Here is a 13,882-nt window from a genome sequence, read left to right as displayed (position 1 = left end):
GGACACGGGATTACATTTTCATGCCCTTGCCCGTTTTCTTCTGCGGCTTCTCCTGCTGCTGTTGCTGGCGGGCGTCCTTCGGGTTGGTCTGACCTTTCTGCAACGGCTCTCTCAGATTCTTTGTAGCCTCGTTGGTCTTGCCATCGTTGTTCACCGCCACCTGCGTGCGGCTCTCGTTGGACGGAGCAACCTGCTGTGCATTGTCAGGGTTCGTGTCGTAGCGGTACGGGCGTCCCTTCTCCGGGTTGAACTTGATATACATCGTGGCATGGAAGCCCTGCTTGTCGGTCACGTTCTCCAGCTTCACGGCTTTACCCGCCACATAGTCGGCTTTCTGCTGGTCGGTGAAGCTCACGCCGCTCCATTTGCTGATGGGGCGGATGCTGCCGTCCTCGTTCGTCCACGTGTTGCGGCGTTGCTCCTTCTTGGTCTGTGCGGCATTTTCCCCGCCCTGCGCCTGACTTTTCGATGTGTCGCCTTTGGTTTCCTGTGTCTGTGCGGTACGGGGCGACTTGCCGGTTCCCGGCACGAACTCCACGCCGCGCTGCTCCACGTTCACTTGCAGGGTGGTGACGAACTTTCTGCCGTCGTTGCGCTCGATGAGCTTGTCGCGTACGGGCAGTCCGGCGCGGAGCATGTCCCGCTCCTGCGTGGTGATTTCCGTCTTGCCGATGCGCTCCGGGATGCGCACCCTGCTTGCCGGAATGTCCGTGATTTCATTCGTCTTGCGGTCGATGCTGATGTAGGAGGGGATGATCTCGCCCGTTTCCCTGTCCACAATGTCCACGACCCTACCGAGATTGCCCGTTTCGCGGAGGTTCTTCCGGTCATTGTCGGAGAATTTGTGTTCCTTGTACTCATCCAGCTTCTGCTCCTTGCGGATGAAGTGCGGCACGAGGCTGATGTTTCCCTCACCGTCCTTCTTGAAGGAGAGGCGGGCGTCCAGCTCGAATGATTCGCCGCCGAAGGTCGGTTTGACCTTTACCAAGTCGGACTTGCCATAGTTGAGCATCTTCGTAAGGTCGCCGGACTTTTCAAGGTTGTCCCGCTTTACGCCCCATCTGTCCTCCAGCTCCTGCCAGTTGATTTTACTCTCGTCGATGGGCTGGTAGCCACGTTTGCCCTGCATCTGTTCGGATTTGTCCTGTTGCTGTTCTTTCCGTTGTTCCATGTTCTCCTGTTTTTGAGGTTCTTGTTTCTCTGTCTGTTGTGCTGCCATCTCTTCCTGCACCTTCTTCTCATAGTCGGAGGTGTCCACCTTGTGAGGGGCGAGCAGCTCCTTGTTCGCTTCGGGGTCTTTCAGCAGTTGCTTCATCACCTCTAAGAGATTTTCAGCTTGGTCTGCCGCAATGCGGTAGAAACCGAAGCGGCTGGGTTCCTTGCACTGCCGGAAGAAGTTCTTGAAGAAGTTGTCCAGCACGTCGCCATGTCGGTCGAATTGCAGGAAACTCTGCGCGTTCTCCGCTTTTGCGGGGGTGCGCTTGGGTGTGCCGTCCGCGTTCAGCCCGGCTACCACGCTGATCTCGCCTGTCTTCTCGTCACGGACTACCAGCACGTCCTTTTCGTCTTTTTTCTTTGCCATCTGAAAAATGTTTTAATGGGTTATTTATGAAAGAAATTATGGATACGAGCCTTGTAGAAGGCTATATCTTCCTTTTTGAAGTCCTTGATATGGTTGGAAAGGAATGTCAGCACGTCCTCCTCGCTGTAATAGGTCTTCTTGCCCAGCGTCTTGTAGGGCAATGCGCCTACGCTGCGGTAGCGTTGGAGGGTGCGTTTGCTTATCTGGAGCAACATGCACAAATCCTGATTGTCGAAAAGGCGGATGCTTTCCGTGATAGTGGGCTGTTTCCCCTCAGCCTTCATCGCCAGCAGCAGTTCGTCCTGACGGTCGAGCCGTTCCATCAGCTTCTGCATCCAGCCCTCGAAGTTGTTTCGTGTGAGCAGTTCCATGACCTATGTCCTCCTTCCTTTTGGTTTGCCGCCCGTGCGCAGCGTGTGGTTGTGGAACAGGGTGTCTATTGTCCCTTCCTCGTTCCTTACTGTGTTGTCCTCCAATAGCCGCAGTATCTCGGAAAGGCGGTAGCGGCAGCTTCCGCGTACCACCACATACTCGATACGGTGGTCGGTGCGCATACGCTGCATGGTGCGCTTGCTCACGTTGAGCATCTTCGCCGCCTGTGCCGTGTCAAGCAGCTTGTCTTCGGTTTCCCGCTTCCGTTTCTTCTCGTCCCTTGCCTCGCGGATGTACCCTGCGATGTTCGCAATCTGCGCCATCATCTCCTTGTAGGCGGAACTTTCCATTGTTATCACTTTCATGTTCAGTCCTTTCTTTTTGTTTCTGCGACAAAATTCGGCAATAAACAAAAGGGGCTTTAACAACTCACTACGTGACTCACGTAAGATTTTTGCGGAAGATGGCTCCGTAACCCGGTCAAACGGCGCAACAGGCAGCCTTTCAGCGGAAAACGATACGTCTTGTATGCCGTTTCGTTACCTTTGCGGCAAACTCTAAATGACATGAATATGGAAATAGTATCTATCGAGAAAAAGACTTTCGAGATGATGGTGGCGGCATTCGGCGCACTCTCGGAGAAGGTCGCCGCCCTGAGGCGCAAAAGCGACACGGGGCGCATGGAAAGATGGCTCACGGGCGAGGAGGTCTGCGGGCAGTTGAGAATAAGCCCGCGCACGTTGCAGACGCTGCGTGACAGGCGGCTTATCGGCTACTCGCAGATAAACCGCAGGTTCTATTACAAGCCAGAGGAGGTGAAGCGGCTGATACCGCTTGTCGGCACGCTCTATCCGCACGGCAGATGATTTGATTTATTCACCCACTGAATCCGAAGTTATGATGAACGAGAACAACGATGTTTTTACGATGGAAGACGAGCCGATAGCCTCTGTGGTGCAGGATATGCGCAAAGGCTCGAAATGGCTGTCCGCATTTCTGGAAAGCTACCGTCCTCCGCTGGACGGGGAACGTTACCTGACGGACGGCGAGGTGTCGGAACTGCTCCGTGTGAGCCGGCGCACCTTGCAGGAATACCGCAACAACCGCGTGTTGCCCTTCATACTTTTGGGAGGGAAGGTGCTTTACCCGGAAACGGGGCTGCGCGGGGTACTGGAAGCGAACTACCGCAAGCCGCTGGAGTGAGGCGGTTTCATGAAAAAGTAAACGGGTGACACCTTTTGTGGTGCTACCCGTTTACTTGTCTTATGGGGTATGTGCAATCAGCAATACCCGGCTTTTCCGTTCTGTATGAACATCACGTATGTCTGCCGTTTCTCTTGTGAGAGTGCCTTTCCCACCAGCCATGTGCGGAACAGGTGGGTGTTGTAGGTATTCACCCTGAAAGCGACCGGGATGATGATTTCAAGGGCGTACACGTCCGCGTGCAGCCCGTTTTCAAGCTGCATGTAGCGGCACACCTCGTAGTCGTTCAGCACGTCCGACTTGCGGACGGCTCTGATGGCGGCGTTCACTGCCGGGACGGTCGTATGGAACAATCCGGCTATTTCGGTGGCGGTCATCCACACGTCGTTACCGGTTACGCTGACTGCCTTGTCCTCGATGATGATTGTGTCACGTTTCATGGCTTTTCTTTTTAGATGGTGCAACCTGCAAATTCCTCGACGCCGTTCAATCTTGCGGCAAGGTTCTCCATGTCCTGATTGAGCTTCTCTTTGGTTATCTTTGCGTAAATCTGCGTCGTCTTTATGCTCTTGTGTCCGAGCATGGAGCTGACCGTTTCGATGGGAACACCGTTGGAGAGGAATATCGTCGTGGCTGCCGTGTGGCGGCTCTGATGCCACGTGATATGCTTGGTGATGCCGCAACGCTTGGCGACGGCACGGATACCGGCAAGGCACGTGTTATAATGCGGAACGGGAAATATCCTGCCGTCCCCGCACAGTCCCCGGTATTTGCCGATTATGCGGTTGGCGATGTCGAGCAGGCGGATGTTGGACACCACGCCCGTTTTCTGGCGGTTGATGTTTATCCACTCGTGTTCGTCGAAGTAGGTGCGGATATTCTCTTCCGTAAGGTTGCGCATATCCGCGAACGACAGCCCCGTGAAGGCGCAGAACAGGTAGAGGTCGCGGTACAATTCCTGTTTGGCGTTTTTCAGTTTCCCCTCCATCAGCAGGCGGATCTCATCTTTGGTCAGGAAACTGCGTGTTGTTTCCTCCTTCTTGATTTCATACTCGCGGAACGGGTCGCGCGTCAGCCACTCGTTGTTGATGGCGATGAATACCATCGTCCGTAACGGGCAGACGTACAGCCACACGGTATTGGTGCAGCAGTGCTTGTCCGTGCGCAGGAACATCTCGAAGTCGGAGATGAAAGCCGGGGTAAGCTCTTTTAGGGCGATGTCCTTCACATGGTAGCGGATGTCGAGGAACTCTTGCATGTGCTTGTAAACGGTGCGGTACTTCAGCAGCGTGCCTTTGGCTTTCATGCCTGCCTCCACCTGCTTCTCGTAGTCCTCGTTGTGCTGGCGGAACACCTGCATCAGCGTGTGGTAGCGGTGTTCCAGTCCGAGAAAGGCGTTCTTCACCTTCTCCGCCGTGACGAAGTTGTCACGCTCCATGATTTCCTGATAATGCCTGTTGATGCGTACCCGCATCTTGTCAAGCATACGGTTCGTTTCGAGTGCCGCCGTGCTTCTGCCCGTGACACGTCCACCTTTGGTGTCCCACAGTTTCGGATCGACAGTCAGTTTGCAGCTGAACTGTGTCTGGCTGCCGTCCACCGTGATGCGTCCCATGACGGGAACTGTCCCGTCCTTTTTCACTACCTGACGCTTGAGGTAGTAGATTACTGAAAATGTACTCTTCATTGTCCTTAATTTTTGGGTTTCAAAATTAGTTGGTGAAGAGTCCGGTGTTGGTACGCAAAACGGGGAGGAACGGCGCAATCTTTTTCCGTAACCTGATTTTTCGCATGAGTTATGGATAACTCACTATTCCTTAGAGCCTTGTTTCGCTATTCGTACCCGTTTGTCGCATTTTCGGGCATGGTTACGAACAAGTAACGTAGCGGCGTCAGGATTTGGCTTCGGCAGGGATTGTAATGGCTTCACGGATTATCGCCACTTCAACCAAAACCCTTGTAACTCAATTCTATCACTATATCTTTCCGCATTTCACTTTTTTGTAGTAACTTTGTATAAAGAAATCTACAAGAAGAATACCGTTATTAACAATACCCATGTGGCATTATCCGGAAAAGAAAAATCAATCTCTTACCGTTTCTCTATATCTAATGACTATCAAGACGGCAACTTACCGAACAATAACTATAACCGATTGATCTTCAAACCCGATATGCGTTTTCAGATTTTAAAGAACCTGGAGGCCCGTGCCAGCCTGCAATATACACAAACCAACATCAAGAATCCGAATGGCGGAACCACGATTTGGCAGACACAGGCAGCACGTATCTCACCGGTCACTCCTATCTATACGACAGACGGTTCGTATGCCACAGGCGGTGCTATGGGGGGCAATCCTATTGCCGGCGTCAATGAATCCGGATATTCCAAAGAAAGACATAAAGAGATGATGGCTATTTTCGACGTAAGCTATTCTCCGTTAAAAGACTGGAATATCAAAGGAAATATTGCAACTTACTCCCATAACACAACATACAAAGACCGTAAAAATACTTATTATCTGTATGATAATGATGGGAACATAGCAAAAACAGAAAATCAGGTTTCCTCATTGAAAGAAACAAATACTTACAATTTCCGTACGCAATTACAGTTTACAAGTGACTATTCTTTCAAAATCGCAACTGATCACAACTTTAAAGTATTGGCTGGTTATTCACAAGAATATTACAAGTCTGACGGTTTCTGGGCTTCTCGTGACAAATTGCCGTTTGACGGCATAGATGTACTGAACACCGGTAGCGACAATAAACAGAACGGTAGCGCTGACAGCAACGGTAACGAATATAGCAACGATGTAGCCGTACAGTCCTGGTTTGGTCGTATAAACTATGACTATCAAGGTAAATATCTGTTTGAAGCCAGTTTGCGTGCTGACGGTTCCTCTCGTTTTGCCAAAGGACATCGCTGGGGTATATTCCCATCTTTTTCCGGAGGTTGGAATATGCATCGTGAGGCTTTTATGATGTCTGCAAGCAATTGGTTGTCTGAGTTGAAGGTGAGAGCTTCCTGGGGTATATTGGGAGATGCAGAAAAGGTTGGTTATTATCCAACTGCACAGATTTTATCTTACGATCCTAAAATCTACGCTTTCAACGACAAACTTGTAGGTGGTGCCTATAATAATATAGCCGTAAACCCTAACATCACTTGGGAAGAATCCAAATATACAAACTTCGGTTTAGATTTCGGAATATTGGATCAGCGTATAAAACTGTCAGCCGACTATTTTATCAACCTAAGAGACAATATTCTATATCGTCCACCCGTACCAAGCGAGTTCGGTTTGAATGCCCCTTATTCAAATATGTTGAAGATGAAGAATCAGGGTATGGATATCATGGCCAGTTATCAGGATTCGAAGGGAGATTTCCGCTGGGGTGTCGATGTAAACCTCAGTTATTCTAAAAACAAAGTACTGGAAATGGGTGACTCGGAAAGATGGATTGAAGACAACAACAAAGTAACTTATCTGAACGACCGCTATCAGCTACCATACGGATACGAGGCTATTGGTCTGTTTCAAAGCGAAGAAGAGATTGCCAGCTCACCCGATCAAGGAAATGTGTTACCCGGTAACATCAAGTTCAAAGATCAAAACAATGACAATGTAATCGACGAAAAAGACCGTGTCGTACTAAACCGTAAGATTCCTGTAAACTTCGGTATGAATCTTTCGTTCGGCTATAAAGATTTTGACTTCTCTATGAATATGTATGGAAAATTGAACTTCAAAAAATATCTTCAAGGTTATGAAGGCTGGGCTTTCTACCTGACGGACAACGCACGTCCTATGCATCTGGATGCATGGAGTGAAACAAACAGGGATGCTTCCTATCCGCGTCTGACTTTGTCGAATACAGCCAACGACTACGATTCCAGATACAATAGTTTCTGGTTGCGTACAGCCGATTACCTGAAAATACAAAATATACAGATCGGCTATACAGTCCCGAAAAGCGCATTGGAACATGTCAATATTCAATATCTGAGATTGTATCTTTCCGGACAAAACCTGGCAACCATCACCGGTTATGACGGTTTCGACCCGGAAGGCGGCTGGTATCCGCTGGCAAGAACATTCTCATTTGGTTTTAATCTTCAATTTTAAGAATCATGAAAAAATATAGTTTAGTATTTTTATTAGCATCGGCTATGACATTGGGCAGTTGTTCTGATTTTCTGGATCGTGATCCTCTTTCACAGGCATCCGAAAATACATTCTGGCAAACCGAAGCGGATGCTTTGGCCGGGGTAAACGCTCTGTATCCATTATTACCCAATTCACGCGACTTCTGGAGAGATTGCCAAAGCGACAACTCATTAATGACAAATGCTTGGGGAGAAAGTGGTTTAGGATACATTTGCCAAGGATCCCACAATGCCGGTACCGGTTATCTGACAGAGGAATGGAAATACGATCATATCCGCAGAATATTGTATTTCCTGGACCGCCTGGAAGGCATGGATATAGATGAAGCTAAAAAGCAACAGTATGAAGGAGAAGCCCGCTTTATCCTGGCTCTGCGCTACTACCGCATGACACGTCATTTCGGCGACATCCCTTTAATCAAGGAAAAACCGATAGACCTGGAGGAAGCAGCACTACCACGTTCACCTAAGCAGGACGTTTTGGATTATGCACTGGAAAATATCAACAAAGCAATCGAATATCTGCCGGAAACATATTCAGGTGACAACATTGGCCGTATCACCAAAGGAGCTGCCCTCACATTAAAAGCAGATATGTATTTGGATATGGCTAGCTATGCCAAATTTCACAATGGACAAGAAGCGACCGATTTATGGAAAGAAGCGGCCAATGCAGCCAAGCAGGTTATAGACTTAAATCTGTACGATCTGGAAGACGATTTCGCGTATATTTTCAAAGCTGAAGCCAATAATAACAATAAAGAAGTTATATTGGCCTACCAGTACAAAGAAAATGAAATCACTCACATGTTACCAATCCTGGCTTCTCCGGCCGGGACAGGAATAACCGGACAGGGATGGGCCAGTTTCTGCCCGACTCGTCAGTTAGTAGATTCATACGAAATGACGGATGGAAAGAGTATTTATGAGTCAGATTCTTATGACAAAAACAACCCCTGGGAAAACAGAGATGCTCGTTTAAAAAAGACTTTCTTCTTACCAGGTTATGAATGCTTGCGCCCAAATGGATCTTATGAACCTTACATGCCTCATCCGGCTTATAACAAAGACGAAAGAATCAACCATGAAGGTGGTGGTATCACAGGCTATATGTATTTGAAATATAATGATCAGGAATTAATTAAACCGGATGCCTCATGGACTAACTTCAGCTTGTACAGATATGCGGAAGTTCTTCTGATTTATGCAGAAGCACTCAATGAATACGATCCGAATAATTCACAAATAGCATGGGCAGTCAATCAAGTACGAAAACGTGCTGAACTGCCGGGTGTAAATCAGTTAGTCGGCAATCAAGAAGCCATGCGTGAAAAGATTCGGGAAGAAAGACGGCATGAATTTGTTACCGAGCATAAACGCTATTTCGATATCCTACGTTGGAAAATTGCCGAAAAAGTATTGAACGAACCGGGATATGGTATTAATGAAGATGAAAATGCACCTATCGGAGACTATACGGTGAAACAATTCTTAGGACAAAACCGTACCTTTGATCCTGCAAAACACTATTTGTGGCCTGTTCCACAATCAGTACGAGACAAGAATCCCAATTTAGGACAAAACCCGAATTGGTAATCTAAGTGAAACTGAAAGACCGGTTATAGAGCCGGTCTTTCAAATAAACTATATTTTACACATGAATAAACTATATTTAATCGTGGCCGGAACAGTACTTTCCAGTATCATAGCGGTCCAAGCCCAGGAATGGAAGCCACAACAGTGGCCGGTACTAAAAAAATACGATCAAGAACATCTTTATCAGATAGCATTGCCGTTAGGAGGGATCGGGACAGGTACTGTATCACTAGGTGGTCGCGGAGAACTCCGGGACTGGGAAATCATGAATGTCCCGGCAAAGAAATACAGTACGGTAACAACCGGAAACAATGCTCCCTTCTTTGCAATCTATGCCAAACCGCAAAACCAGGAAGCTACCACAACCCTACTGGCCGGTCCTTTATATCCACAGGAATATCTCCATTATGAAGGACGACCTGTCAATCATCACGGACTTCCGCGTTTTGCCGAAGCCTCATTCGACGCAGCCTATCCTTTCGGACAAGTCTCTTTATCAGATAAAGATTTACCCGTAAAAGTCAAAATAAAAGGTTTTAATCCATTTATTCCGGGCGATGCCGATGCCAGCGGATTGCCTGTCGCTGTCCTCTCTTATGAGGTGACCAACACGACCGACCAACCGATGGACGTTGCTATCTGTGGTTCTATGCGCAATTTCATCGGTAAAGACGGAAGCAAATTTCGTACAGACTGGAAAGGAGATTACATTCCTACCGGAGTAAAAGACAACAAAAACAAATACATTGAAAATAACGGAATAAAGGGGATCTACCTTTACTCGGACGGTGTAGACAAAAACGACCCGGCATGGGGAACCGTTGCCCTTACGACCCGGACAGCCGGAAAAGTAACCTATCGTACCTCATCCAAAGCCGACAGTTGGAACAACGGCATACTAAACTTCTGGGACGATTTCAGTGCAGACGGCCTGCTGACAGAACGGAACAAACAGGAAGACGAAGACCCGATGGCTTCCCTATCCGTAAAAAAAATGGTAGCTCCTCAAAGCACAGAAACATTTACATTCTATATCACCTGGAATTTCCCGAATCGAAAAGCCTGGTCTTCCACTGTAGTCGGAAACTATTACAGCAATCAATATCCGGATGCCTGGAAAGCTGCAGAAATGATTATCCCACAAATACCCGAACTGGAAAAGAAGACATTATCTTTCGTAAATGCCTTGCTCAATACTTCTTATCCGGATGTCGTAAAAGAAGCTGCCCTGTTTAACCTTGCCACTTTACGTTCACAGACCGTATTCCGTTTACCTAGCGGGCATATGATGGGTTGGGAAGGTGTCATGGACCGTTTCGGCTCATGTGCAGGTTCATGTACTCATGTATGGAACTATGAAGTAGCAACTCCTTACCTTTTCGGGGAACTGGCAAAAACCATGCGTGACGTAGAATTCAATTATGCTACTAAAGAAAACGGTTTGATGAACTTCAGAGCCTCTCTCCCACTCTCGGAAGCAAATAAAGGTAACAGTGCTGCAGCTGACGGACAAATGGGTTGCATCATGAAAATATACCGCGAATGGCAGCTTTCCGGAGATACTGATTTCCTGAGAAACAACTGGGAACAGGTAAAGAAAGTCCTCGCCTACGCCTGGACAGACAAAGGATGGGATGGTAACCAGGACGGTGTTATGGAAGGCGCCCAACATAATACTATGGATGTGGATTATTACGGGCCCAACCCGCAAATGGGCTTCTGGTATATGGGAGCATTAAAGGCTGCGGAAAAGATGGCTACAGCCATGAAAGATAAAGATTTTGCAAAGAAATGTCATACTCTGTTCGAAAAAGGAAGCAGCTGGATGGACAAAAACCTGTTCAACGGTGAATATTATGAACATAAAATCACTGATCCGAAAACATTTGAATACCTGGACATGAATGACCCGAATGTCAAAATCCCCGCTTTCCAATTAGGTCCCGGCTGCCTGGTAGACCAGTTAGTCGGCCAATATATGTCCCATTTATGTGGATTAGGTTATTTGGGTAATAAAGATCACATCCGGACAAGCATGAACAGCATCATGAAATACAACTATGTCACGGACTTCAGCCGCCATTTCAACAATATGCGTTCTTATGTAATGGGCAATGAATCCGGACTGCTTATGGCCTCCTGGCCTAAAGGCCGCCTGGAAGTTCCATTCCCCTATTTTGCCGAAGTGATGACCGGATTCGAATACTGTGCGGCTGTTAGTATGATCTACGAAGGTATGGAAAAAGAAGCCCTCACCTGTATCCAATCCGTACGCGACCGTCACGACGGAGCTAAACGGAATCCTTTCAGCGAACCGGAATGCGGACACCATTATGCCCGTTCGATGGCAAGCTGGTCTGCTATCATCGCTTTAAGCGATTTCCAATACTCGGGTGTCGATAAAAGCATGAAAATTACAGATCGTCCCGGCAACTATTTCTGGAGTAACGGTTACGCATGGGGAACTATCCAGGTCACCGATAATGATGTAACCATCGAAGTCATCAACGGCTCACTCCTATTGAAATCGCTTACCGTCGGCAATAAAAAAGAAATGAAACTAAAACACTTCGATCTGAAAGAAGGAAATAAGCAAACAATAAAACTGTAAGGGTTATGAATAAACTGATTGTACTATACTGCTTGTTTGCTAACTTATTTCTAAGCAGTTGTCTTCAGAAAGATCCGGTAGTAACAGGACAGGCTTCCCGTCCTGACAACTGGCAAACCGTCCTGCAAGAAAAGCTCCCGCTATTAGGCCACCGCAACTGGATAGTCATAACAGATATGGCCTATCCGTTGCAGGCAAAGGAAGGTATCACGACCTTATACGCCAGCGAGCCTTATACGGAAGTGCTGGGTACAGTCAAAAACATGCTGGATAACTCCATGCATGTCTATGCCCATACCTATCAGGATAAAGAACTGTCTTTTCTGGAAGAAGACTTCTGTCCGGGAATAGCTGACCTGAAAGCAGAAATGAAGCAGGTTTTATCATCCTCCGAAATAATCAATATCGAACACGATCAGCTGATTGCCCGGCTGGACAGCATTAGTAATCTGTTCGAAGTCGTTATTATAAAAACAGGATTGACAAAACCCTACACCTCTACCTTCTTCGAGCTTGATTGTAAATACTGGGACAATAGTAAACAATCCATACTCAACGGACGGATAGCTGACGCAAAACAATCGAAATAGTCCGTTAATCCAACCTTGTACAGAAATTAATAAAGGGGCGAAACCTTCCCAGGTTCCGTCCCTCTTCTCTTTAGTACGTAGAATAGAAATTACATAAGTATGATTATGTGGGTGTATTTGTAGTACTAGTCGTATTCGTTGTTCCGCTTGTGCTATTTGTATTGGCAGTCTGAGTAGCAGCAGTTCCTGCAGCAGGAGCCTGTACTTTAACTGTTTCCCAATGGAACGGTTCGAACTGTGCATTCGGATCGACCCAGGATGCCTTTTTGGAAGCATAGATAATGAACGGGGCGGCAACTACAATTATTGCACCGATGATCAATACAGCAAACCAAACGGTATTACTACCGACTGAGATCTGGCTAGGCGGAATAAAACTCAAGATAAATGCCAGTAATGAACCACAGAAGCCAAGACCACCGATAAACCACATCAAACCGTTACCGTGTTTACCGATACGGAACGGACGGTTGGCTTTCTTCATCCGGTAACGTAATGCGATAGCTCCTGAGAACATCAACAGGTACATGATCAGATAAAGAATCACGGTCAGCTGTGACAAAATCTGGTAGAAACTCTGTACGGAAGGCATTACTACGAACAGCAAGCTCAATAAAGTAACAGCACATCCCTGAATCAACAGAATATTTTTCTGAACACCTATCTTGTTTGTTTTCTGGAAGAAAGGAGGCAGATAACCGGCTTTACCAACCGTAAAGATACCTTTTGACGGACCGGCAACCCATGTCAATACACCTGCCAGCACACCGAATGCCAATGCAATAGCAATGACCGGAGATAACCAGGAAGCATGGATAAATTTAAAGTAGTTATCGAAACCTACCAGCAAACTCTGTGTCAGGTTAATGTCTTTCTGCGGAATGATAACACCCAAAGAGAAAGTACCGAGCACGAAGATAAGAACAGTGATCAACGCACCGATAAATACAGCCTTCGGATAGTTCTTGGATGGATTTTCCACATCTTTCACGTGGATACCGCCCATTTCCATACCGGCATAAAACAGGAAGATACTGGAAGCAAGCACCAGGTTATCAAACTTAGAAAAGTCAGGAAAGAAATCGCCATGGAAGTCCATGTTTGAATGACCACCCATAGCCAGGTAAACAATACCAAGAAGAATCAATAGACCGGCCGGAAGAATAGTTCCCACAATACCACCGACTTTAGCAACCTTACCAACCCAGCTCATTCCCTTCAGTGAAATAAAGGTAGCCAACCAGTAAATGATCAACACCACTGCCAGCGTATACATTTTATTGGAAGCCAGTGTCATGTCGTGTACGTCATTCATCCCGATAAAGGCAATGGAAACGGCACCGAAAGTCAATACGGTAGGATACCAGATCGTACTTTCAATCCATTGTACCCAGATAGCGAGAAAACCCCATTTCTTTCCGTAGGCTTCCCCTACCCATCGGAAAACCCCACCTTGTTTGTCCTGAAACATCGCTGCCAGTTCGGCTGCCACCAACGACGTAGGGATCAAAAAGACAATTGCCGCAAATAGATAATAAAAGGCTGAACTTAATCCGTATACAGCCTCGGCTGGTAGTCCGCGGAGAGACACTACCGCCGTAACATTCATAATTGCAAGAGTAAAAACTCCTAGTTTTACTGCTTTTCCTACATTTGCCATGAATTTACTGTTTAAATGTGAATTTTGTTTTGTTTAGTTTCGCTTTAAATATGTCAGTAAAACAAATCGGTATTGTGTTAGTTTGTCAACAAGA

Annotated in this window: 12 protein-coding genes; 6 read left to right on the top strand and 6 right to left on the bottom strand. The window is 47.1% G+C overall.

Features of this window, described 5'->3' with window-relative positions:
• Window positions 1-10 precede the first annotated feature (10 nt).
• From P3L47_RS06005 to P3L47_RS05995, 3 genes are read right to left on the bottom strand one after another with little or no spacing between them, the layout of a single operon-like run.
• Window positions 11-1,582 carry a DUF3945 domain-containing protein gene (locus P3L47_RS06005; RefSeq protein ID WP_004291455.1) on the bottom strand — a complete coding sequence of 524 codons (1,572 nt, stop codon included), beginning with the start codon at window positions 1,580-1,582 and terminating at the stop codon, window positions 11-13.
• Window positions 1,583-1,602: 20 nt separating this feature from the next.
• Window positions 1,603-1,953, bottom strand: coding sequence for a helix-turn-helix domain-containing protein (locus tag P3L47_RS06000; RefSeq protein ID WP_004291454.1), 351 nt, complete (start codon window positions 1,951-1,953; stop codon window positions 1,603-1,605).
• A 3-nt stretch (window positions 1,954-1,956) separates the two neighbouring features.
• Window positions 1,957-2,382 carry a helix-turn-helix domain-containing protein gene (locus P3L47_RS05995; protein WP_004291432.1) on the bottom strand — a complete coding sequence of 142 codons (426 nt, stop codon included), beginning with the start codon at window positions 2,380-2,382 and terminating at the stop codon, window positions 1,957-1,959.
• 138 nt (window positions 2,383-2,520) lie between these two features.
• Here P3L47_RS05995 and P3L47_RS05990 point away from each other — a divergent pair, with 138 nt between their 5' ends.
• Window positions 2,521-2,820, top strand: coding sequence for a helix-turn-helix domain-containing protein (locus P3L47_RS05990; RefSeq protein WP_004291426.1), 300 nt, complete (start codon window positions 2,521-2,523; stop codon window positions 2,818-2,820).
• A 31-nt stretch (window positions 2,821-2,851) separates the two neighbouring features.
• Window positions 2,852-3,157, top strand: a complete 306-nt coding sequence (locus P3L47_RS05985) for a helix-turn-helix domain-containing protein (protein WP_004291424.1) — start codon at window positions 2,852-2,854, stop codon at window positions 3,155-3,157.
• A gap of 77 nt (window positions 3,158-3,234) precedes the next feature.
• Here P3L47_RS05985 and P3L47_RS05980 read toward each other — a convergent pair whose 3' ends face one another.
• Window positions 3,235-3,597 carry a hypothetical protein gene (locus tag P3L47_RS05980; protein WP_004291423.1) on the bottom strand — a complete coding sequence of 121 codons (363 nt, stop codon included), beginning with the start codon at window positions 3,595-3,597 and terminating at the stop codon, window positions 3,235-3,237.
• 11 nt (window positions 3,598-3,608) lie between these two features.
• The gene (locus P3L47_RS05975) at window positions 3,609-4,844 is read right to left on the bottom strand and encodes a site-specific integrase (RefSeq protein WP_004291422.1); all 1,236 of its coding nucleotides are present in this window, start codon (window positions 4,842-4,844) and stop codon (window positions 3,609-3,611) included.
• A 160-nt stretch (window positions 4,845-5,004) separates the two neighbouring features.
• Between P3L47_RS05975 and P3L47_RS05970 the strand changes: the two genes are divergently transcribed.
• The 4 genes from P3L47_RS05970 (at window position 5,005) to P3L47_RS05955 (ending at window position 12,128) form a co-directional block, all read left to right on the top strand.
• Window positions 5,005-7,290, top strand: coding sequence for a SusC/RagA family TonB-linked outer membrane protein (locus P3L47_RS05970; RefSeq protein WP_345799068.1), 2,286 nt, complete (start codon window positions 5,005-5,007; stop codon window positions 7,288-7,290).
• Window positions 7,291-7,295: 5 nt separating this feature from the next.
• Window positions 7,296-8,927, top strand: a complete 1,632-nt coding sequence (locus P3L47_RS05965; RefSeq protein WP_277783014.1) for a RagB/SusD family nutrient uptake outer membrane protein — start codon at window positions 7,296-7,298, stop codon at window positions 8,925-8,927.
• A 61-nt stretch (window positions 8,928-8,988) separates the two neighbouring features.
• Window positions 8,989-11,538 (top strand): GH116 family glycosyl-hydrolase, encoded by a 2,550-nt coding sequence (locus P3L47_RS05960; protein WP_277783013.1) that lies wholly within the window; start codon window positions 8,989-8,991, stop codon window positions 11,536-11,538.
• Window positions 11,539-11,543: 5 nt separating this feature from the next.
• Entirely contained in the window at window positions 11,544-12,128 is a 585-nt protein-coding gene (locus P3L47_RS05955) for an RbsD/FucU domain-containing protein (RefSeq protein ID WP_277783012.1), read from the top strand.
• A gap of 103 nt (window positions 12,129-12,231) precedes the next feature.
• On the opposite strand, the gene gadC is transcribed toward P3L47_RS05955, so the two are convergent.
• A complete protein-coding gene (gene gadC, locus P3L47_RS05950; protein WP_277783011.1) occupies window positions 12,232-13,788 on the bottom strand; it encodes a glutamine/gamma-aminobutyrate antiporter GadC in 1,557 nt (518 codons plus the stop codon).
• Between the last annotated feature and the right edge of the window lie 94 nt (window positions 13,789-13,882).

This window comes from Parabacteroides chongii, from assembly GCF_029581355.1.
Lineage (GTDB): Bacteria > Bacteroidota > Bacteroidia > Bacteroidales > Tannerellaceae > Parabacteroides > Parabacteroides chongii.
This window is presented reverse-complemented; position numbering and strand designations above follow the sequence as displayed.